The organism is Granulicella sp. dw_53, from assembly GCF_018449545.1.
Classification (GTDB): Bacteria; Acidobacteriota; Terriglobia; order Terriglobales; family Acidobacteriaceae; genus Edaphobacter.
Map to the genome: position 1 here is coordinate 182,183 of NZ_JAAVUR010000011.1, position 20,654 is coordinate 202,836.

Genomic DNA, 20,654 nt, shown 5'->3' on the forward strand with positions numbered 1-20,654 from the left:
AACGCCATGGCAACCAAAACGAAGAAGCCGACCAAAGCCGCAGCCAAGAAGACCGCCCCCACCAACGCCAAGCCGTCCGAAGCCGTAGTCAAAGTAGCCCTCCTCGGCTTCGGAACCGTCGGCAGCTCCGTCGCCACGGTCCTCGCGGCATCGAAGTTTCCCGGCATCCAGCTCACCCACATCTTCAATCGCAACATCGCCCGCAAGCTTGAGTCGCCCGCCGCGAAGTCCGTCCCGTCCTCCGTCATCTGGACCGAGGACATCCACGAGATCCTCTCCTCTAACGTTGACGTCGTCATCGAACTCATGGGCGGCCTCACCCCCGCCGAAGGCTGGCTCCGCAAGGCCATCGCCTCCGGTAAATCCGTCGTCACGGCCAACAAACAGCTCATCGCCTATCGTGGAGCCGCACTGGCCAAGCTCGCCGCGCAGCACAACGTCCACCTCGTCCACGGAGCAGCCGTAGCCGGCGGCGTCCCGGTCATCCCCGGCATGGCCCAAGGCCTCTGCGGCGACCAGGTCACCCGCCTCAGCGGCATCGTCAACGGCACCTGCAACTACATCCTCAGCCGCATGGAGACCGGAGCGAACTACGCCACCGTCCTCGCCGACGCCCAACACCTGGGCTACGCCGAGGCCGACCCCTCCGCCGACGTCGACGGCTACGACGCCCGCGCCAAGCTCTGCATCCTCTCCCGCATCGCCCTCCACGCCGAACTCGACCCCGACTCCGTCCCCACCCAGACCATCTCCACCGTCGAAGCCATCGACTTCTCCTACGCCAAGGAGCTCAACTGCACCATCCGCCAGGTCTCCCGCGCCCAGGTCGAGGGCGCCATCGTCCACGCCCGCGTCGCACCCATGCTCGTGCCCCTGGCCTCGCCCATCGCCTGGTCGCACGGCACCCAGAACATGGTCGTCGTCAGCGGCCGCTTTGGCGGCGACGTCGTCTTCTCCGGCCATGGAGCCGGAGGCGAGCCCACCGCCGTAGCCGTAGTCTCCGACCTCCTAGCGGTCGCGCAAGGCTGCAAGTCCGTTCAGCTTCCTGTCCGCAAGCGCAAGGTCACCGGCGAGTTCCTCGCCCCCCACTACCTCCGCTTCGTCGTGGACGACAAGCCCGGCATAGTGTCTGCCATTGCAGGCGCACTCGCCAAGGTCGGAGCCAACATCGACTCTATCCTGCAGCGCCCTGGCTACCCCAAGCACCGCCTGCCCTTCGTCGTCACCACCGAGCCCTGCCTCACCTCCACCATCGAACAGGCCCTGGCCTCACTCGCCAAGATGGACTGCATGCTAGAGCGCCCCCTCTGCCTGCAGATGCTCCAGATCGAAGACAAGCCCGACGAACTGTAACCAATCAGCGAGGTATCGGTTGCCGTCAACTCAATTGCATCGCCTCTTAGCTACTGCTTTGCTCATCGCCGCACCGATAGCTCTTACCGGTCAGGTCCAACGCAGGGTCATGACCGACAAAGGGGACACGCTGGACACCCCAGTCCCGCATCCCCTGAGTTGGTGGACCCAAACCCGCTCCGGTTGGACGCAAGCGGAGAGCTGATGCTCGGCAGAGCAACCTCTGATGGCCATACCATCACTGCGCGAGACTACCGAGTCGAACAAAAGGTGACACATCTTGGCACCCTCGCCGGACATCGGATCGTGCAAGTCTTCATGAACATCTATCCCGTTCAACAGGTGATCCCTTCTGGCTGGTCAGAAGGAGAGATGCCCCCGACCCAATGGAAGAGTCTGCTTGTACAAGTCGGAACGGGGAATCTGTACGTCGCAATCTACGAGATGCAGTCAGGGTTTGGTACTAATCGGCCAATGAAGCCAGCGGTGATCTACGGCACTGGGCCGAATGCCATTCTAGGAACGTATGATCCGGACAGTGGAAACGGCGGAGGCTGTGAGGACGGCTATTGGTGGTTCGATAAAGACGGAGCATACGCAGTGGACTTTTCGCCTCTCGAAAAGGCTATCGATGGCGTCCTGCCACCAAATAGCACGTATAGGCCAAATTGTTGGGCGCTCCATCCAGAGAAGGCAGAGTTGCAAAGCGAGGCGCAAAGGGCGGATCACGAATGCCATGCCTGCAGACAGCTTGGGAGGATCGATGCAAAGTACCGGATAGAACACAGTGCCGCGCTTCCGGTCTCTGTTCATTTCGAACCGGACAATCAGCAATAAGCGCAGAGAAAAGCAAAACGGCGCATCCAAAGGATGCGCCGTTCGCCAATACATCCAACCAGCCTAATACTTCGGCATGCTCGGATCGATCTTATCCGCCCACTCCAAAATCCCGCCGGACAGATTCAACACATTCGTAAATCCAGCTTCCTTCAGAATCACCGCCGCCTTCTGGCTGCGCGCTCCCGACCGGCAGTGGACCACGACCTCATCGTTCTTATGCTCCGCAATCTCGGCGATGCGTCCCGCAAGCGTCCCCACCGGAATCAGCGGAGCGCCAAGGTTCGCAATCTGATACTCATGCAACTCGCGGACGTCCAACACGAAGACATTCTCCTTCGCATCGAGCTTCTGCTTCAGTGTCTGCACCGAGATCTGAGGAATGCCATCGACGACAGCGGCATCGCCCACAGCCTTGTTCTGCGCCACTTCGAGCGGCCCAACCGCAGACGGCGGCTCAATGCCGCAGAACTGGTCGTAGTCGATCAACTCCGTTACCGTCGGATGCGTGCCGCAGGCCGGGCAGTCCGGATTCTTGCGCAGCTTTAGCGTGCGGAAGCCCATGCCCAGCGCATCGACCAGCAGCAGGCGGCCTACGAGCGGCTCGCCAATCCCCAGGATCAGCTTGATCACCTCTGTCGCCTGAATCACGCCGATCAGTCCCGGCAGAATTCCTAGCACGCCACCCTCGGCGCAGGAGGGAACCAGTCCCGGCGGTGGCGGCTCAGGATACAAGCAGCGGTAGCAAGGACCTTCCTTGGTCGCGAAGACGCTGGCCTGGCCCTCGAAGCGGAAGATCGAGCCATACGCGTTCGGCTTGCCCGTCAACACGCAGGCATCGTTCACTAGGTAGCGGGTCTGGAAGTTATCCGTGCCGTCCGCGATGATGTCGTAGTCCTTGAAGATCTCGAGCGCGTTGGCGCTGGTCAGCATGACGTTGTGCTTGACCACCTTCATGTTCGGGTTCAGGCCATTCAGCATGATCTCCGCCGAGTCGACCTTCAGCTTGCCGACCGTCGCGGTGGAGTGGATGATCTGTCGCTGCAGGTTGCTGGCATCGACCGTATCGAAGTCCACCAGACCCAGCGTACCCACGCCAGCCGCCGCCAGATACAGCGCCAGCGGCGCGCCCAGCCCGCCCGTGCCCACACACAATACCTTGGCAGCCTTCAGCTTCTGCTGCCCCTCCATGCCTACCTCGGGCAGAATCAGGTGGCGCGAGTAGCGCGCGATCTCATCGTTCGAAAGCTTCGGAAGTGCTGCTACCTCTTCTTCTTCAATTGCTATTGCCATGGAAGCCTATCCTTCGCCCGCTCCAGCAGGCTATATACACAAAATATGAAATCTTCGAAATTTGTATCCGATCAAGTTACGTAAGAAGTCCTACAGTATTACCGACAACAGCCACCCGCGATCGAAGGGATAATCGTTAGCTCATCGCTCTCCGCAGTCGGCGAATCTTCCTTCGCCGGCAGGTAGCGGATATCGTCCTCGTTCAGGTACAGGTTGACGAACGAACGCAGCTTGCCGTCTGCGGTAAACAGGTTCGGCTTCAGCTCCGGGTACTCCGTCGTCAGCTGGTCCAAAGCGCCGTTTACCGTGCTGCCGGAGACGCTTACCGTCTCTTTACCGCCGGTATAGGTGCGCAGTGGGGTGGGGATGTGAATCTTCATGCTTTGCTCTCCTGCAAACTTTCCTGGTTGTCGGCCATGTAGATCTCAATGCTCTCGTCGTGAAACTGCTTTTCGTCCTCCTCTTTGCCCATCAGCAGGAAAGAGTTCGTCACCTTCGCCTTACCCTTTTCCACGCTGGTGATCACATAGGAGCAGCCGAGCCAGTGGGCCTCGGCAAAGTCCGTCGGCGACCACTGCGCCGGATGATCCGGGTGCGAGTGGTAAAAGCCGACGATATCCAAACCCTGCTCCCGAGCCTGCCGCTGAATGCGAATCAACTCGATCGGCGCAATGTTGTACCGGTTATGCGCGGCGTCCGTACGTGTATTGCCCGCCCGGACCAGCGTCACGACCCGATTGCCATCGCCTTCGGCCTCGTTCTTGCCTAGCAGAACTCCGCAACACTCGTTGGGATAGGTCTCCTCCCCATGTGCCCGCAGTGCTTCGTAGTTTGCATAGTCGATGCTCAACATATGTTACCCCTCCCGCCAGAAACGTTCGCTCATGTATTTGTCCGCCCCGTCGCAAAGGATCGTGACGATCACAGCCTCACGACCTCGCGCCGCCTCCACCTCGCCGACCTGGAGCGCCGCAGCCGTCGCCGCGGCGGCAGAGACACCCACCAGCAACCCCTGGCTGCGTCCCAGAGACTTGGCCATCTCATAGGCCCGCTCCGTCGCCATCTCGATGTTCTGGTCGGCGAGGTTAGGATCGTAGATCCCCGGGACGATGGCGGTCGCCATATGCTTCAGCCCTTCCAGCCCGTTGAAGGGAGAGTCCGGCTGCATCGAGATGCATTGGATATCCGGGTTCAGCTCCTTCAGCCGCCGAGTCGTTCCCATGAACGTTCCACTCGTCCCCAGGGCCGCGACAAAGTGCGTCACACGGCCCTCAGTCTGCTCCCAGATCTCGTTCCCGGTGGTTCTGTAGTGCGCCTTCCAGTTCTCATCGTTGCCGTACTGGTCCGCGTAGTAGTACCGCTCAGGTTCGGCGGCGATCATCTCTCTCGCCTTGCGAATTGCTCCGTCCGACCCGTCCGCCGGGTTCGTCCAGACGATCTCCGCTCCATATGCCGCCAGGTATCGCTTCCGCTCCTCGGAGACGTTCGAGGGCATGCACAGCGTCACAGGGAAGCGCATGGCCGCGCCCAGCATCGCGTACGCAATGCCGGTATTGCCGCTGGTAGCATCCAGCAATCCTCTGCCTTTGCCCAGCAGCCCGCGCCGCTGTGCGTCTAGCACAATCGACGAAGCCGCCCGGTCCTTCACCGACCCACCTGGATTCACCCACTCAGCCTTGCCTAGAATCTGTACGCCGGGCAGGTGTTCGGTCAGCCTTTCCATCCGCACCAACGGCGTATTCCCGATGCGGTCCAGAATGCTCGTCCCCAGCGCTTTAGCAGCAACAATCATTGTCTGTCCCATAACATAAACATTCGTACGTCTGAATATTCCTTCTGCAAAGTCATCCACCGTTGGCTTCCGGTTTGAAGCCGGACTGCGGATGTGCGACAGTTAACTTCGAGTCTAAATTATGGCAAAGAAAGAAACCCTGCGCAGCTTCAACGATGTGCTCTCCATACTAGGTAGCCAACGGTTTGATGTTGCTCCCGCCCAGGAGGGTGCAAAGCGCACCCCTAACGCCTTCCAAGTAAGGAAATACGGCTGCGCGGCAGAGATCGCCGCAGCCTCCGACGGCTCCGTCCAGATCCTCTCCCGCCCCGGCTGGCTGCTTGGCGGAGAGATCTCCCGGCTGCTCGACCGTGGCTACCAGAAGTTCCTCAAGACCAGCCGTCTCGAGATCCCCGCCACCGCCGACCACCTCCGTGCCATCCACGAGTTCAGCGAGGAGCTCAAGGAGGCCGCAGGCTCTACGAGCCTCTACAACGAGTCCCTCGGCACCACCAGCGACGTCTACCAGTACGACCGCGTCAAAGGCAGAGAATAGACCAGCATAGGGCAGGGAACAGCTTCCGCGGACCTCACTGCGCGGGAGCACCCGTCGCGCCGATGACCTCCGCATAAAGCTTCTCCCCCACCGCTTTGTGCGTCGCCGTAGAAGGGTGCTGCGAGTGATAGTAGTAGTACGTCTCCGGCCACGCACACGGAGTCGGGTCCTCACTCCGGATCGCCCTCCCCGCGCACGCGTCCGTCGTATTTGTAATTCCGTACGGCTCCGGTTGCTGCAGCACCTCGTCGAAGAACAAACCCCAGTGGCTCAGGCTGATGTGGATGTCCGTCAACTCCGCCTGCATCTCCTCCGGAATCGCCTTCAGGCTCGGGTTCAGCCGCTTTCCCGTCACCCCAAAGCCCGGAATCGCCTCCGGCAGCATCGCCACCGCGAACCGCCTCGCCCCCAGCCCATACAGCGTCCGAATCTCCTCTTTCTCATTCGTTGCGGTCGTCCCATCCGGCAGCCGGCTGTCGTTCAACCCCCCGGCGATAAAGAACAGCGTCTTCTTCGGATCGAACTTGATCTCCTTCGACTGCACCTTCGCCGCAAAGTCGGCCACCTGGTTCTTCATCCCATAGCCCAGCATCATCCCACCCGGCAGAGGCCGTCCCTCCCCGCTCCCCGACTGCGCCCCGCTCACCGCATAGTCCAGACTCTTGCCCCGCACCTTCGCCGTATTGGAAGGCTCAAGCTTGAACCCCAGCCGCGCCGCCAGATACGCCACCGCCGTGGGCCCATTTCCATCCCGATATCCCTCCCCGATATCCGAGTAGCTATCCCCAAACACATACATCCGCTCGATCTTCGCGGCTCCGCCCTTCTGCTCCGCCGCATGCGCGAAGACCCCAAGCCCCAACACCAACATCCCAAAGAACTTCAACCGGTCCATCCACACCTCCAAAGACGTTCCAACTTCAAAACCTAACGCAGACGATTCTGTTCCCGCTGCAGCTCCCGGTAAGCATTGCTCTTGCCGATCCCTCGCTCCCGCGCCACCCGCTTCAAAGCATCCTTCTCCGCCAACCCCTCCGCCGCCATCAGAGCCGCAACCTCCGCCCCAATGCTCGTCTTGCCCTTCAGCGCCGCAGCCTCGACCGCCACCGGAGCCAGCATCAACACCATCTCCCCCCGCACCGTCCGCTTCGCCAGCTCCGCCCGTATCTCAGCGACTGCCCCCCGCAAAAACTCCTCATGCAGCTTGGTCAGCTCCCGCGCAATCACTACATGCTGCGCCGCTCCAAACACCGCTTCCACATCCGCCAGCGTGTCCTCGATCCGGTGCGGAGCCTCATAAAAAATATGCGTCCCACTCCCGCGCGGCAGCTCCTCCAGAACCGTCTTCCGCTGACCACCCTTCGAAGGCAGAAACCCATGAAACGTGAAACCCTCCGTTGGCAGCCCACTCGCAATCAGCCCACTGATCGCCGCATTCGCCCCCGGAACCGGATACACCGCCACCCCCGCCGCAATCGCCGCCGCAGCAATCTGTCCTCCCGGATCCGCGATCCCCGGCGTCCCCGCATCGCTCACCACGGCAATCCGTCCGCCCGCCTTCAACTCCGCCGCCAACTCCTCGCTGCGGCTCCCCTCGTTATGCATGTGATAGCTCACCGTCGGCGTCTTGATGCCGAAGTGGTGCAGCAGCTTCTGCGTCTGCCGCGTATCCTCGCACGCAATCCGGTCCACCAGGCGCAGCACCCGCAACGCCCGCAGCGTAATGTCCTCTAAATTCCCAATCGGTGTAGCCACCAGATAAAGCCCTGGAGCCAGAGGCTTGTCGACGCTCCCTACATACGTCTCCGCGGATCCCTCATCACTCATCATTGCTCTTGTCGGCTTCCCGCTCCCGCATCCTGCGTCTCTGGTTCAGCATCGTCATGGACTGCGCCAGGTTCTGCGGAGTGATAATCCCCACGATCCGGTCCCCATCCAGCACCGGCACCAACTGCGCACCCTGCCCCGACACGATCCTCCGCAGCGTCTTCACCAGCGAATCATCCGGCTGCGCAATCTGGAACGACCGCGTCATCACTCCCTGCACATACCCATTGCCGCCCGACTGCAGCGCATCGATGATCCCTTGCCGCGACACCGCCCCCACCAGATTCGTCCCCCGCACCACCGGAAACACATCCTGCAGCGAGTGAACCGACTGAACCAGCGCATCGTCCAGCGTCGCCGAAGCCGACAGCGTACTGAACTCCAGCAGCATCACATCCCGCATCCGCACCGAGTCTACGTCCGTCTGCAGCAGCAGCCCCTGATCCTCCATCCGCGCCCCGATCATCACGAACACACCCATCATCAGCAGCCACACATTCGGCACCAGGATGCCCGCGACGATCAGCCCGAACGAGACCACCTGCCCGATGTTCGCGACCATCTTCAAACCCTTGATCCCGCCATGCGACTTCGCAAACTCCCCGCGAAACACCCGTCCGCCATCCAGCGGAGCCGCCGGCAGCAGATTCACCGCGCCCAGCAGCAGGTTCACCCACACCGCCGCGCGCAGCAGATGCGTCGGCGTAATCCACGGCCGTTCAAAGAGATTCACCTGCGGAGCCACCACCAGAACCAGCGCGCCCAGCAACACCCCAAACCCCAGGTTCGCAATCGGCCCCACAATCCCCATGCGCTTCTGCATCTCCGGCGTAGAGGCCCGTTCCGTCGCCTCCGTCGAGCCGTACCCCATCAACCCACCAAACGGCAGCAACAGCAGGCTGCGAACATCCAGGTTGTACCAGGCCGCGGCAATCGCCCGTGCCGTCTCGCGCACCGCCACCGCCAGCACCAGCAGCAGCCACAGCCCAAAGCCTCGCCCACCCGTCGCGCCGCCCACCGACGCATAACTAATCGCTACTCCCAGCAACAGCAGGAAGAACGTGTGGATGCGAACATCCACCCCGAGAAATCTGCCGATAGGAAAAGACCACCCGCGCATGCCTCCATTGTATGCTGCCCCACCCACTCCCGTTTCAACGCTCTGGCCAGCCCTTGGTACCATAACCCGATGCGCGTCATCGCCGGCACCTATCGTTCGCGCCTCCTCCAGGCCCCCCGCGGCACCTCCACCCGCCCCACCAGCGACCGTCTCCGCGAGACCCTCTTCAACATCCTCCAACCCCGCATCGAGGGCTCCCGCTTCGTCGATCTCTACGCCGGCACCGGAGCCGTCGGCATCGAAGCCCTCAGCCGCGGAGCATCCCACGTCTGGTTCGCCGAGAACGCCGTCCCCGCCCTCGCCTCCCTCCGCGACAACCTTAAGTCCCTCAAGATCACCCGCGACTTCACCCTCGAAGACCGAGGCACGGGAGCCATGCTCCAACTCCTCAGCAAACTCCCTGCTCCCATCGACCTCATCTTCCTAGACCCACCCTACGAGTCCGACTCCGAGTACGAATCAACCCTAAGCTTCCTAGGCAGCACCCGCGGCCGCCAACTCCTCACCCCCACCGCCATCGTCATGGCTGAACACAGCAGCAAAGCCAAACTCTCCGCCCGCTACGGCGCCCTCGAACACTACCGCCTCCTAAAACAAGGCGACGCCGCCATCAGCTTCTACGCGTCTCCAGAGGTTACGGATGATTAGCCTTCACGCTCTCCGGTCGGACAATCTTCCCTCTCGGGCCGCTCTGGAGTGGTTTCTGATCGGGGAGTACCTTTGCTTTGCCTCGCTGGTCCTTAGTATCGCAGTCGTTGTGTTTACGTTAGTCGACCGGTGGTGGATCGGATTGCGGGGCCAACTAGGGAGCGCAGTCATTGAAGACGCCGAACTAATTCATCACCTTCCTCGAAGGGTTTGGGAAGTCAAACTCACTGTTACTCCCGACGACCGCACCGAGGGTTCCTTTCGTTGCCGCTCCCGTTGGACAGAACGCCACTTTGATCCGCTTCAGCATTCAACCGGTAGCATTCTTCCTGTCCGATTCCGTCGTTACCCGCACCCTATAACGTTCCCTCGGTAAGACTCTAACGAGCACCGCCGCTTACTTGCCGCTAAAAGCCCCACCCAAACAAACCCCAGTCCGCAGATCCACCGTGAACCCCACCTCTTTATCCGTCATCAAATTCCACCCAAACCCATGCAACACCCCATCCTCCACCTCACCCAACCGCAGACCCTCCCAACTCAACTTCGGTGTCTCCCAAGCCAGCCCCGCAAACCCCCACGCCACCATCGAGTGAAACCCAACAAACACCAGCAATCCCTCAACAGCTAACACCCGCACCACCGGCTTCAACGAAATATGCGTAGACCGCTCCGGCCGCAAGGTATCGATCACATACGCATACCCGCCTGCCACGGCACACAACTCATCAGGATTCGGACACCCATACACCGCCGTAGGCATCGACGGATCGGTAAACCCCAACGCACAAGTCGCCAGAAACGACCCTCCACCCTCAGGCCGCACCATCAACAACAATGCCCCCCGCCCCAGGGCATCTTCCTCCCCCGCAATCTGCTGCGGATACGTGTACTGCCGCACCGGAGCAATCAACGGCGGAACCTTCAAAGCCTCGGCAGCCCAACCATGCGGAAACGCATCGACAATCATCGCAGCCCATCCAGAGCCCGCGGCAGCCCATCTAGCGCCTGGGCCATATCTGCAATCAAATCCTCCACATCCTCACACCCCGCGCTCAGCCGTATAAACCCCGGAGCCACCGCATCCCCACCCCACTTCGCCCGCCGCTCTGCGGTAGTCACCACCCCGCCAAAGCTGGTCGCATCCGTCAACAACTCCGCCTTACTCAAAAACGCCTCCGCAGCCTCTTGATCCCGCAACACAAAACTCACCACCGCCCCAAAGTACCGCATCTGCCGCCGGGCAACCGCATACCCCGGATGCGTCGGCAGCCCCGGATACATTACCTTCTCCACCTCACTCCGCGTCCCCAAAAACTCCGCGATCGCCAAAGCATTGGCGCAACTCTTCTCCAACCGCAGCGGCAGCGTCGGAATCGACCGCAACGCCAGCCAAGCCTCCATCGGCCCCAAGATCCCACCCGTCAGCGTCCGCCACTGGTCGATCTTCGCCAGCAACGCCGCATCCTTCACCGCCACATGCCCCAGCAGAATGTCCCCATGCCCGCTCAAAGACTTCGTATCCGAAGCCACCGAAAGATCCGCCCCTAACATCAGCGGCCTCTGCCCCAGCGGAGTAGGCGTCGTATTGTCCACCGCCACCAGCACGCCAGCCCGATGCGCAGCCTCGCTCATCGCCGCGATATCACTTACCTCCATGGTGGGATTGCTCGGCGTCTCCAGAAACAGCAGCCGCGCACCCTCCAACAGCTTTTCTAACTCAGCCTCCGCATCCAGAACCCGCACCACGATTCCCATCTGCACGAAGTACTCCCGCAGCAGAACCCGCGCCGTATAGTACGAGTTCGACGGCATCACAATCGCATCCCCCGGCCGCAGTACCGCCCCGAACACCGCCGCAATCGCTGCCATCCCCGAGGCGAACACCACCACCTTCGCCTCAAAACTTCCATCCGACTCCATCTCCCCCAGCACCCGTTCTAACTCCGTCCAGGTCGGGTTGTGCGCCCGCGCATAGGTATAAGGAACCCCCGCCGGATCACCCGGCACATGATAGGGCGCAGCAAACACCGGCCCAAGCTGCATCTCCCTACCCGCCACCGCCGGCGTCAATGTAGACCGAACCACCTTCGTACTCTCACGCACCCCACACCCCCATAAAAAAATCCCAACAGCGTCCCTCAAGTCTAGCGGCACAACCACGCCAAGACTTCCATATCCCAGCCCATTCCCCATCGGGTAGCCACAAAAGCGGGTGCCCCATCCTTTCCGACAGTCTCATCGTCGGATAGGGTGGGGTATCGTGCGAAGCACGACCGTCTTCCTTATCCAACCCCAACCGCCCCGGGAAGAGAAGGGAAGAACAACCGTCGCTCCACCCAGCCCCGACAGCCCGGGTGCCCATCCTGAGGGCGCCTGATCCCCCGATGATTGGGGAACCACAACCATCCCCCCGCCCATTCTCCTACTCCCCACTACCCGCAGAAGCCAACCTCTCCAAAATGCACATCTGAAAAGGCCGAAACGCAGGATAAGCCCGAATAAGCCGTACAAGAAGCGCCTTAATCGGATTCCCATCCTTATCCTCAATCCAATTGAAATAAGAATGGTCCCTGCAACTCAACCCAACGCTCTTCGCAATCTCGCCGAGTTCCCGCTTCGTATACTCCCTCACATGTCCAGGATTCATCTCGTAGAGCCGTAAGCGTTCATACGGATTGCGCCCCATCGCCATCCGAATTCGCTTTCCAATCTCCGCGGCATTGGGCGTCGTACACACGAGAATGCCGCGCTCAGAGAGCAGGGAGCTAAGAAACGTGAGTACAAACTCCGGAGCCACATGGAGATGCTCGAGCACTTCAGAAAACACAATCAAGTCAAAACGGTCGCCCTCTGGCCAACGAGAGACATGAGGCGCGTCCAGAAAGTCAAAGGTGATGTGCGGAACATCCCCCATTGCACTCACCTCGCGATGACCACCGTCATCTACAAGAGGGTCCAGGCCCAGCGTTTGGATGTTCCGGTAGAAGCCCGACAAATAGGCTGTCAGCTCACACCTCCCTATATCCAGCACACGCGCCGAAGCGTTCGGCACCTCTCTCCTGCACAGACTCAAAATATCGGCGAACCGGCGTCCATGCATCGCTAGATAGTTCTGCCTCGACTCCTGCCCGCAGGTCACACTCTTCTCAAGTTGCACAAGCCGAGCCAGCATCCGCTCGGCGCTCTCTGCAAAAGCCAAAATCTCCTCCTCGATCGTTGTGGCATTGAAGTGCCACTCTGAACCTTCAAATGAGAACTAAACCACGGATGCGCCTGACGATACGGCTTGTAGGCCAGAGGCAACATAAGTCTACGAAGAGAGATATCGGAAGATGTCACGAGGATGTCAGCATATTGTTGACGCACGCCGTCAGGTCGCTGGCATGTTACGCCGGGATGAAGCCGCACTGCATAACAACCGGTCTTCTCCTCATACGAAGAGAAGCAACTTAGCTAGACGAAGCTTGCGGATCAAAAGCCCCAATCCACTAGAGGCTTTCACCTTGAAAAGTTGCAAGAGGAGCCATAACCCAAACCACCCTCAAGCCGAACCAGCAAAGTGCTCCCATCCCCCCGCCGGCAAAGCCTCCCGTCGTCCATCCCCCCGCACCAGCGTCACCACAGCCTCCCCCCGCCGTCGCCGCGTCAACCGCCCGATCCGCGTAACCGCAACCCCCGCAATCCTCCTTGGCACCCGCACGGAAGCATCCGCGGAGAACAGCAGCTCATAGTCCTCCCCGCCATGCAGCGCAAGCTCCAAAGCCCGTGCCTCTCCCATCCGAGCGGTCAGCGGATGCAGCGGCAACCAAGCCTCCTCCACCTCCGCATGCACTCCGGACTCCGCACACAGATGCGCCAGATCGGTCGACAAGCCATCGCTCAGATCCAGACAAGCCCTCGCCAGCCCACGCCGCCGCAGAGCCTCTGCCACCCGCAGCCGGGGCTCAGGAAAGAGCTGCGGATGCTCCTCCACATCCGTCACCCGAGCCATCCTGCCCCGCGCAAACAAACCCTCCAACTCCGCCGCCGCCCCGCCCAGTCGTCCCGTGCAATAGAGCGCATCGCCCGCCCGGCCTCCACTTCGCCGCAGGGCCGTCCCCGCCGGAGCCGTCCCCACCAGCACGATATCCGCCAGCACCAGCCCATTCGGCGACTCCGCGGTATCGCCGCCAGCCAACGGAACACCATAACGTCTTCCCAACCCTCGCCAACCCCCAAAGAACCCCTCCACCCAACCACGTCCCTTCGGAGTAGCCAACATCTCCCTTGGCAGCGCCAGCGACAGAAACGCCGCCAGCGGAGCCGCCCCCATCGCCGCCAGATCGCTCAGCCCACGCGCCAGACAGCGGTGCCCCACCGACTCCGCCGGATGCAAGTCCCGCCGGAAGTGCCGTCCCTCCAGCGTGAAGTCGGTCGTCACCAGCACCTCGGACCCCACCGCTGGCCGCAAAATCGCGCAGTCATCTCCAATTCCCAGCACGATCCCCCGGCCGCGAGCCGTCTCGCCTCGTCGAATCTGCTCGATCAGTGCCAGCTCTCCGGGCTGTTTCTGCTTCTTTTTCATCGTGTGAGAAGAATAAATGGTGTCGAAAAAGTGCCAGCAATTCCAGTCACATAGCCGATTGGCGTGGGTTGCACTGAGATGAGCGGTTTGATACGATCGACCTAAGCCCAGAGGGATTGTCGAATCCAAATTCGGGAATGAGGATTACCAAAGCTCATTCCCTCGACGGATTACGGTCCCTCCGAACCGCGCAGCTCCTTTCGGCGGTCAAATCAGGGCTCAGGTTTTCGGTTGAGTCTCAAGAAGCGCTACTACATCATGTTCGTAAGCCGGGACGACGAAGGCAACCTGAACAAGGTTCCCGTTCCTCTCCATTACGCTTACATCTTCGTCGCGGCCGCAGCCATCGGGATGTTCACCATCACCGGACTCGCTGGCTCCTACTCGCGGATGCTCATCAAGACCGCTCGCTTCAACCAGCTTCGCCAGGACCACAACTCGCTCCAGAAGGACTACGCGCACCTGGAGAAGGCAGCCCACGAGAAGGATGTGGAAGTCGCCTCTCTCGGCTCTTTAGCCAGCGAGGTCTCCGCGATCTACGGACTCACCGCCAGCAAGCTCGCCGTTCCCATGGGCCGCTTCACCGGCAACCCGGAAGCAGCCAGCCGCAAGGCAGCCAAAGCCAACTCCGCAGGAGTCGCGCCAGCCGCCAACGCGCTGACCGACCCAACGATCGCCGTCTCCGACGACAACAGCTACTACAAGTCAGTCGACGCCTTCTACGCCCTACGGACCACCGCAATGAGCGGCTCCGCGGTCCGCACCCTTCCCGCGCTCGCCAACTCCTCGGCGACCACACGCACCAGCCTCCGCTTCGGCCTGGGCTCTCTGGGCCCACTCGACGCCGACGCCCCAACGATGTGGCCCATCATGGGACCCATCAGCAGCGGCTTCGGCCAGCGTGAAGATCCCGTCACCGGAAACGGCGAAGGCGAGTTCCATACCGGCGTAGACATCTCCTCGCCCAACGGAACGCCCATCCGCGCCACCGGCGATGGCACCGTAAAGTCCGCCGACATGCAGAACGGCTACGGACGCGAGGTCGTCATCGACCACGGCCACGGCATCGAGACCGTCTACGGCCACATGTCAGGCTTCGCCGTCGTCGCAGGCCAGACCGTCATCCGCGGCCAGGTCATCGGCTACGTCGGCCACAGCGGCCGCACCACCGGCTATCACCTCCACTACGAGGTCCGCATCCACAACACCCCGGTCAACCCCCACAAGTACCTCCGCACCACGCTGGCCGACCTGGGAATGGGAACACCCGCAAGCTAACCGTCTCTGCAATGAAAAAAGGGCAGGCTGACCGCAAGGTCAGCCTGCCCTTCTTCCTGCCTTCCGTCAGTTATTTCTTGCCACATAACTGACATGCCAAATGCTCTTCGAGCCGTCATCGCTCACGAACAACGATCCATCCTTCGCAACCGTCACTCCCACTGGCCGACCCCAAACTCCGCCATCCGGAGTCACAAAGCCAGTCAGGAAGTCCTCGAACTCGCCGGTCGCAACACCATTCTTTATAGGAATGCGAATCACCTCATAACCCGCTCGCTTGGACTTGTTCCACGATCCATGTTCCGCCGCGAACCCATCGCCGCTATAAGCAGCAGGGAACTGATTGCCCGTATAGAAAGCCAGCTCCAGCGACGCAAAGTGCGGTTGCAGCAACACGTCCGGAACAATGACCTTATCCTTCAGCTCCGGATGCTTCCCCGCATGCCGCGGATCCTGATGTCCACCGATGTAGTAATACGGCCATCCGTAGAACCCATCCTCCTTCACCGAGGTGATGTAGTCCGGCACAAGGTTGTTGCCGAGATTGTCCCGCTCATTGGTCGAGCACCACAACTGCCCCGTCGTCGGATTGATAGCCTCGCCGACGCAGTTGCGAATTCCGTTGGCGAAGACCTTCACGAACTTCCCATCCGGCGCGAACTCCAGGACATCGGCGCGATGGAACTCCGTCGGATTATTATCCGTATCGTCGACGTTCGACGCCGATCCCACAGAAACGAACATCCGCTTGCCATCCTTCGAGAACACCACATCGCGAGTCGTATGTCCGCCTCTGCCGCCTGGAAGCGTAGGAACGATCGTCTCCGCCTCGCCGCTCGCCTTCAACTCACCTGACTTATAAGGGAAGCGAACGACGCTCGTCGTGCTCGCCACATAGACCCACTGCGGATTCGGCCCCAGCGGATAGAACGCGATGCCGAACGGCTGCTTCAAGCCGCTGGCAAACGTCTCACTCGTCACAACCTTGCCATCCGCACCCACTCCGCGAAACACCTTGACCTCTCCCGCGCCAGTGTCCGACATGAAGATATCGCCATTCGGTGCGGTCCGAAGCAGGCGAGGCACGCGAAAGCCCTGCGCATACAACTCCACCTTGAACCCGGGAGGAGCAATAGGCAAAGCACCCTCCGGCCTCGCCACCACGGTCGGTCCGTTGAAGACCGCTTCCCCTTGATTCGGCTCCGGCAGATCAGCCGCTGTAATCTTGCGCCGCACCCCCGGATGCTCCTGTGTGTAGTCCGTGAAGGCGGCCTGCCCGGTGATCGTCTTAGCCGCTCCCTGCGCGTGAGCTTGCATGCAAGGCGCGATCAACGAAGTGAGAAACAGCGCAGCTGCCATCGAAGAAGTGGCAGTTGCAACGACGCGGGCAGTCGAGTGGATCGAAGGATTGGCGGTCATGCGCAATGGTCTCCAGAAATCTCTCTGTGATATGTGGGGCGATGCATAAGCAGTATGCCTAGCGCAGACCGTTCGTGTCATCTGCACTTCGCGCCGGCGTCGTGAGTTGCTTCAACATGTCCATCGGGATATTCGCCGTCAACACCGCACGGTCATCCTTACGCTCGATCTTCAGCGAGTCGATCGCCTGTGCCATCGCCGCATCCGCTGGAGCGCCCTGCTGAACCCTCTGAATGGACCGAAACATCCCCAGCAGGGTCGACAGCGCCTCCACCGACCTCGCGGCATCCTCCGGCGTAGGCGCAATCTGCTCCACGCGCATCCGCACCGAGCCCCGATACTGCAAGCTCGCTACAAAGGTCGTGTCCTCCGGCAGCGGCAGTTGCAACCCCAGCACCGTGATGCGTCCGCCCTCCGAGAACGGCAGCCCCACATGCCCGATTCCCCACGCGCTCGAAAGCAGCGGAATATCCCCATAGCGCGCCGACAGCAGCGACGATCCAGCGAACGGCGAAGCCGCCGCCCGGTACCTGTCCAGAATGGAGTGAATCTGCTCAACGGTCGGCATATTCGAAGCGGCTACCATGTCGTAGCCCAGTTGCGTGACCCGCAGCTCCCGGCCACCTCCGGTCGCGGCATCGCCTACTGGAATCGTATAGATCGTGTGCCCGGCGTAGCTCTCCCGCGCCGTCGCAATGCTCGCCAGATAACGCCCCAGCCGGTCGCCATCGAACCGCCCCGAGAACACCTCGGAGTAAGCCACCGGCCCATTCGGTCCTCGCGGATCGTCCATCCGGTGCAGCGCAAACGCCACCTCGTCCAGATCCCTCTCCGGAACCACGCCCGTCGCATCGATGAACCGTTGAAACTCCGGGCTCCGCTTAACCGCCGTGCGGTCGAAGTGCGTCGCCAGCCGCAAAGGCCTCACGTTCGCGTACACAATTGCGTCCGATTCGGGCAACAGCCGCGCCACCTCGGGAGGAGCCTTCTGCCGCAGGTAAACCGCCACTGCCAGCGCGGCGATCAGGGCAAGCATCAGGAGCAGTGAGTAGCGAGTCCGTTTTCGCATCCAGTCTGTTTCTACTCTGTCCCGGCGTCTACGGCAATGGGCCCGCCTGCCAACGCCTATGCTGCAGACCTACTCCACGATCGCAAAGGTGTAGATCTTCCCGCCATTGGTCACGTTTCCCGTACCGGGAGGAAGAATGCCATACTCCCCGCCGTCGACCTTCTGATCCATCGTGAACTGATAGGTCCGCGGAGCCGTCTTCTCCGGCGTGAACTTCACCTCGTCCCGATCCGCGCCTCCGGTCGAGTGGAAGACGCCACCCGTAAGCGTCCTGAACTCGCGGCTATTCGAGTTCAGTCGAAACTTCACTAGGTCATACTCCGTAGCCGAGATCCCCTCCGGCACATAGATCAGGATTTGAATCGGCCTCTGCAGTACCAGCTTCGACTCGCGTCCGTTGATGTGACCGTTGCGATCCTGCTTGATGATCCCGTGCGTCACCGTCGATTTGACCCATCCGCCCGACTTGATGTGGACGATCTCCGGCTCCACCGGCACCCAGTTGCCGTTGCGGTCCTTGTAGTACACGCCGATCTCGTTCACCTCCGGCGTCACCGGCGCCAACGCCTCATGCGCCGCCGTAATCTGCCGTCGGCTCTTGTTCATCATGGCCGTGATCAGACGGTCCGAGACCCCCGCCTCCTTCAGGACCACCAGCGCATCTGCATCCGTGTTGTAGCGCCCCGGCTGCGCCTGGATGGTCTGCACAATCAGCTCGTCCCCCAGACCCGCCTTGACCATCCTCACGATCGAGTCATTGGACAGCGTCTTCGGTGCGACCTCCATCAGAGGTCCCTCTGTGGAGTTCTGCTGCGCCAAACCGCTACGCCCGCCGACGAGCAGCAAAACGACCAGCAGCAAAACGGCGAGCACGGCGCGAGGAATTCGGGACAACAGATTCATGCAAATAACTCCTGACGCTGATGGGGTGTGGATTTCTATCTTAGGACGCGGCTGTATGCGGAAAAGAGAGCGGTCGGAACTTCAATCGAGACCAGTTCCAGAACGGATCTGCAAACATCGGTAGAAGGGCGCTCGTTTGCAGTACGTCGCCTTCTCCTCCGAACTCTAACCCTATCTGGATCGCCACTTCTGATCACCGCATTTGCAAATCTCCAACAAAATCTCATGTCAAGCCCTAAATCTATCTAACTAGCTTTTTATCAGCAAGATCCAAGTGGCACTTTAGTTCGGTTCGATTCATTAGAATAGAAGTAGAAGTGGAAAATAGGCGAATGCGCCACTTCACTTCATCGCCCAGGCGATAGATTCCTCGTTCCTTGCCAATTCGTCGCTTCAGGTCTCGGCCCCGGCAAACCTCCCGCTGCAAGCTCCATCGAAGAGGTCCAGGTTTAAGCCGATTTAAATGAAGATTTTGCCTCAAAAAGGGGGGGAGGGGGTCCCACGGCAAACCCTCTCAGGGACATCCAGTGCCGCCCAAATACCCTCGCCTCCCGGTAGAACTGCGACCGGCAGAGGGCGTTGAATCCACAGGGTATGGTGGTTGCCCGGCCTGGGTTCTTATGCTAAATTGAAGTCTGCGGCGCACTCTGCGCAAGCACTGGTGCGCGTCTTACGGCTGGGGCTTATCAGGGGGCGGTCTCAGGTGAAATGCAAGGCTGTTTCGAGCTCTGGCTTTTTGGGCTGGCGTAGCTCAGCTGGTAGAGCATCTGATTTGTAATCAGAGGGTCGGGGGTTCAAATCCCTTCGTCAGCTCCAACATCCGCCAGCTCTTTTCGGCCAGCAGATGACAGGGTTTGAATGCGTTTCATGTAGTAGCGACAAGGAAGTCGCAGCACAGAAAGACGGATTTGGTTGTACTGTTTGCCGTCCTGGCAGCGCAGGCCTCCGGTCACTCCTTCAAGGTAGCTTCCACTCGATCGATTCGCAGTCGGAGTCGAGGCGTGGGTTTGATAGGTTGAGCGAGGGTTGCAATCAGGATCGCAGGCAGAAAGTGCACAGGTGGCCGAGCGGTTAATGGCAGCAGACTGTAAATCTGCCACTCTTCGAGTTACGGAGGTTCGAATCCTCCCCTGTGCACCATAATTTTGCAGTCGCTTTACGTTGTGGTGTTGTACAGGTGAGTCGTGGATCTGAGTCCTGCCGGTAGCGGTCGAATGGTTATCGCCCTGGCTGTCCTTGGATTCCTGGCGGTAATCTCCTGGCAGACGATGGACGCCGGGAAGTACCGTTCGCTTACTTGGATCTTGTTAGGTTTTTTTGCCTTCCGCGTCGTCCTCGGACGGCTCCGTTCAAGGTAGGATTGTAAGGTTGGTTTGCAACGCGTAATACAGTGCTGGCGTAGCTCAGTGGTAGAGCACTCCCTTGGTAAGGGAGAGGTCGAGAGTTCAAGCCTCTCCGTCAGCTCCAGAGATTAGATTCACCGGGCGGGAGTAACTCAGTGGTAGAGTCACAGCCTTCCAAGCTGTTGGTCGCGGGTTCGATTCCCGTCTCCCGCTCCATAGTTGAAGGCCTGAGCAGCACGATATGCTCAGGAGATTGATGTACGCAGGAGATTTACGTTGAGCACAATCTACGAGAAGCCGGAACTTGTCGTCGCTGATCCTCCGGTCTTCCTCGCCGTTAAGTCGGCGATCGAGTCTTCCTTCTCCTCGAACCGGGCGTCGGATTTCTTCAAATCCCTCTCTCGGGCCGGCCTTAGGATCCGCGACTTCGAGACGGTCTTGAAGCAAGGCTTGCTCGGAGATGCCACTGCCGGAGAGTACAGCCGCCTCGGTAACGGCGATCAAGGCCAGATTCGCGAGTTCTATCTCGCCAGCCTGGAGAAGGTCGCTCCCGAGCTGAGAGAGAAGTTCTTCAAGCTGTACGCGTACTACTGATTCACCCCGAATTTAGTACCACGATGTATTGACCTGAACCGCCGGTCTAGACGCCGGCCAACACGAGGAGACAAGC

Annotated in this window: 20 protein-coding genes and 4 tRNA genes; 10 read left to right on the forward strand and 14 right to left on the reverse strand. The window is 60.5% G+C overall.

What is annotated here, in order from left to right:
* The first annotated feature begins 6 nt into the window (after positions 1 to 6).
* Both HB393_RS17540 and HB393_RS17545 read left to right on the forward strand, forming a co-directional pair.
* The gene (locus tag HB393_RS17540; RefSeq protein WP_213806483.1) at positions 7 to 1,353 is read left to right on the forward strand and encodes a homoserine dehydrogenase; all 1,347 of its coding nucleotides are present in this window, start codon (positions 7 to 9) and stop codon (positions 1,351 to 1,353) included.
* Between the two features lie 204 nt (positions 1,354 to 1,557).
* Positions 1,558 to 2,190, forward strand: a complete 633-nt coding sequence (locus HB393_RS17545) for a hypothetical protein (protein ID WP_213806484.1) — start codon at positions 1,558 to 1,560, stop codon at positions 2,188 to 2,190.
* A gap of 63 nt (positions 2,191 to 2,253) precedes the next feature.
* On the opposite strand, the gene moeB is transcribed toward HB393_RS17545, so the two are convergent.
* From moeB to HB393_RS17565, 4 genes are all read right to left on the reverse strand, one after another.
* On the reverse strand, positions 2,254 to 3,483 hold the full coding sequence (gene moeB, locus HB393_RS17550; RefSeq protein WP_213806485.1) for a molybdopterin-synthase adenylyltransferase MoeB: 1,230 nt from the start codon (positions 3,481 to 3,483) through the stop codon (positions 2,254 to 2,256).
* Between the two features lie 98 nt (positions 3,484 to 3,581).
* Complete coding sequence (locus HB393_RS17555; protein ID WP_213806486.1) at positions 3,582 to 3,863, reverse strand: MoaD/ThiS family protein; 282 nt, start codon at positions 3,861 to 3,863, stop codon at positions 3,582 to 3,584.
* Complete coding sequence (locus HB393_RS17560) at positions 3,860 to 4,336, reverse strand: M67 family metallopeptidase (RefSeq protein WP_213806487.1); 477 nt, start codon at positions 4,334 to 4,336, stop codon at positions 3,860 to 3,862. The genes HB393_RS17555 and HB393_RS17560 overlap by 4 nt, the downstream gene beginning before the upstream one ends.
* Before the next feature lie 3 nt (positions 4,337 to 4,339).
* Positions 4,340 to 5,287: a pyridoxal-phosphate dependent enzyme gene (locus HB393_RS17565; protein ID WP_255551271.1), complete on the reverse strand. Its 948-nt coding sequence runs from the start codon at positions 5,285 to 5,287 to the stop codon at positions 4,340 to 4,342.
* A 109-nt stretch (positions 5,288 to 5,396) separates the two neighbouring features.
* Here HB393_RS17565 and HB393_RS17570 point away from each other — a divergent pair, with 109 nt between their 5' ends.
* A complete protein-coding gene (locus HB393_RS17570) occupies positions 5,397 to 5,810 on the forward strand; it encodes a hypothetical protein (RefSeq protein WP_213806488.1) in 414 nt (137 codons plus the stop codon).
* Between the two features lie 34 nt (positions 5,811 to 5,844).
* Here HB393_RS17570 and HB393_RS17575 read toward each other — a convergent pair whose 3' ends face one another.
* From HB393_RS17575 to HB393_RS17585, 3 genes are read right to left on the reverse strand one after another with little or no spacing between them, the layout of a single operon-like run.
* On the reverse strand, positions 5,845 to 6,705 hold the full coding sequence (locus HB393_RS17575; protein WP_213806489.1) for an SGNH/GDSL hydrolase family protein: 861 nt from the start codon (positions 6,703 to 6,705) through the stop codon (positions 5,845 to 5,847).
* 32 nt (positions 6,706 to 6,737) lie between these two features.
* Entirely contained in the window at positions 6,738 to 7,637 is a 900-nt protein-coding gene (rsmI, locus tag HB393_RS17580; RefSeq protein WP_213806490.1) for a 16S rRNA (cytidine(1402)-2'-O)-methyltransferase, read from the reverse strand.
* A complete protein-coding gene (locus HB393_RS17585) occupies positions 7,630 to 8,757 on the reverse strand; it encodes a site-2 protease family protein (RefSeq protein WP_213806491.1) in 1,128 nt (375 codons plus the stop codon). The genes rsmI and HB393_RS17585 overlap by 8 nt, the downstream gene beginning before the upstream one ends.
* Before the next feature lie 69 nt (positions 8,758 to 8,826).
* Between HB393_RS17585 and rsmD the strand changes: the two genes are divergently transcribed.
* Positions 8,827 to 9,405, forward strand: coding sequence for a 16S rRNA (guanine(966)-N(2))-methyltransferase RsmD (gene rsmD / locus HB393_RS17590; protein ID WP_213806492.1), 579 nt, complete (start codon positions 8,827 to 8,829; stop codon positions 9,403 to 9,405).
* A gap of 397 nt (positions 9,406 to 9,802) precedes the next feature.
* On the opposite strand, the gene HB393_RS17595 is transcribed toward rsmD, so the two are convergent.
* From HB393_RS17595 to thiL, 4 genes are all read right to left on the reverse strand, one after another.
* Entirely contained in the window at positions 9,803 to 10,375 is a 573-nt protein-coding gene (locus tag HB393_RS17595; protein ID WP_213806493.1) for a hypothetical protein, read from the reverse strand.
* A complete protein-coding gene (locus HB393_RS17600) occupies positions 10,372 to 11,511 on the reverse strand; it encodes a cystathionine gamma-lyase (protein ID WP_213806494.1) in 1,140 nt (379 codons plus the stop codon). Before HB393_RS17600 ends, HB393_RS17595 begins: the two co-directional genes overlap by 4 nt.
* Positions 11,512 to 11,830: 319 nt before the next feature.
* Positions 11,831 to 12,607 carry a class I SAM-dependent methyltransferase gene (locus tag HB393_RS17605; protein WP_213806495.1) on the reverse strand — a complete coding sequence of 259 codons (777 nt, stop codon included), beginning with the start codon at positions 12,605 to 12,607 and terminating at the stop codon, positions 11,831 to 11,833.
* Between the two features lie 342 nt (positions 12,608 to 12,949).
* Positions 12,950 to 13,972, reverse strand: a complete 1,023-nt coding sequence (thiL, locus tag HB393_RS17610) for a thiamine-phosphate kinase (RefSeq protein WP_213806496.1) — start codon at positions 13,970 to 13,972, stop codon at positions 12,950 to 12,952.
* A gap of 231 nt (positions 13,973 to 14,203) precedes the next feature.
* Between thiL and HB393_RS17615 the strand changes: the two genes are divergently transcribed.
* Complete coding sequence (locus HB393_RS17615) at positions 14,204 to 15,250, forward strand: M23 family metallopeptidase (protein ID WP_345945278.1); 1,047 nt, start codon at positions 14,204 to 14,206, stop codon at positions 15,248 to 15,250.
* Between the two features lie 66 nt (positions 15,251 to 15,316).
* Here the strand turns inward: HB393_RS17615 and HB393_RS17620 are convergent, their stop codons facing one another.
* The 3 genes from HB393_RS17620 to HB393_RS17630 form a co-directional block, all read right to left on the reverse strand.
* Positions 15,317 to 16,567 carry a PQQ-dependent sugar dehydrogenase gene (locus HB393_RS17620; protein ID WP_255551287.1) on the reverse strand — a complete coding sequence of 417 codons (1,251 nt, stop codon included), beginning with the start codon at positions 16,565 to 16,567 and terminating at the stop codon, positions 15,317 to 15,319.
* Between the two features lie 160 nt (positions 16,568 to 16,727).
* Positions 16,728 to 17,738: a hypothetical protein gene (locus HB393_RS17625; protein WP_213806497.1), complete on the reverse strand. Its 1,011-nt coding sequence runs from the start codon at positions 17,736 to 17,738 to the stop codon at positions 16,728 to 16,730.
* Positions 17,739 to 17,807: 69 nt separating this feature from the next.
* Positions 17,808 to 18,641: a hypothetical protein gene (locus tag HB393_RS17630; protein WP_213806498.1), complete on the reverse strand. Its 834-nt coding sequence runs from the start codon at positions 18,639 to 18,641 to the stop codon at positions 17,808 to 17,810.
* A 740-nt stretch (positions 18,642 to 19,381) separates the two neighbouring features.
* Here HB393_RS17630 and HB393_RS17635 point away from each other — a divergent pair.
* The 5 genes from HB393_RS17635 (at position 19,382) to HB393_RS17655 (ending at position 20,578) form a co-directional block, all read left to right on the forward strand.
* Positions 19,382 to 19,457: transfer RNA gene (locus HB393_RS17635), tRNA-Thr, on the forward strand.
* Between the two features lie 237 nt (positions 19,458 to 19,694).
* A tRNA-Tyr gene (locus HB393_RS17640) sits at positions 19,695 to 19,781 on the forward strand.
* A 252-nt stretch (positions 19,782 to 20,033) separates the two neighbouring features.
* Positions 20,034 to 20,108, forward strand: a tRNA-Thr gene (locus HB393_RS17645).
* 17 nt (positions 20,109 to 20,125) lie between these two features.
* Positions 20,126 to 20,200: transfer RNA gene (locus tag HB393_RS17650), tRNA-Gly, on the forward strand.
* Between the two features lie 60 nt (positions 20,201 to 20,260).
* Positions 20,261 to 20,578: a hypothetical protein gene (locus tag HB393_RS17655; protein WP_218624007.1), complete on the forward strand. Its 318-nt coding sequence runs from the start codon at positions 20,261 to 20,263 to the stop codon at positions 20,576 to 20,578.
* Positions 20,579 to 20,654 lie beyond the last annotated feature (76 nt).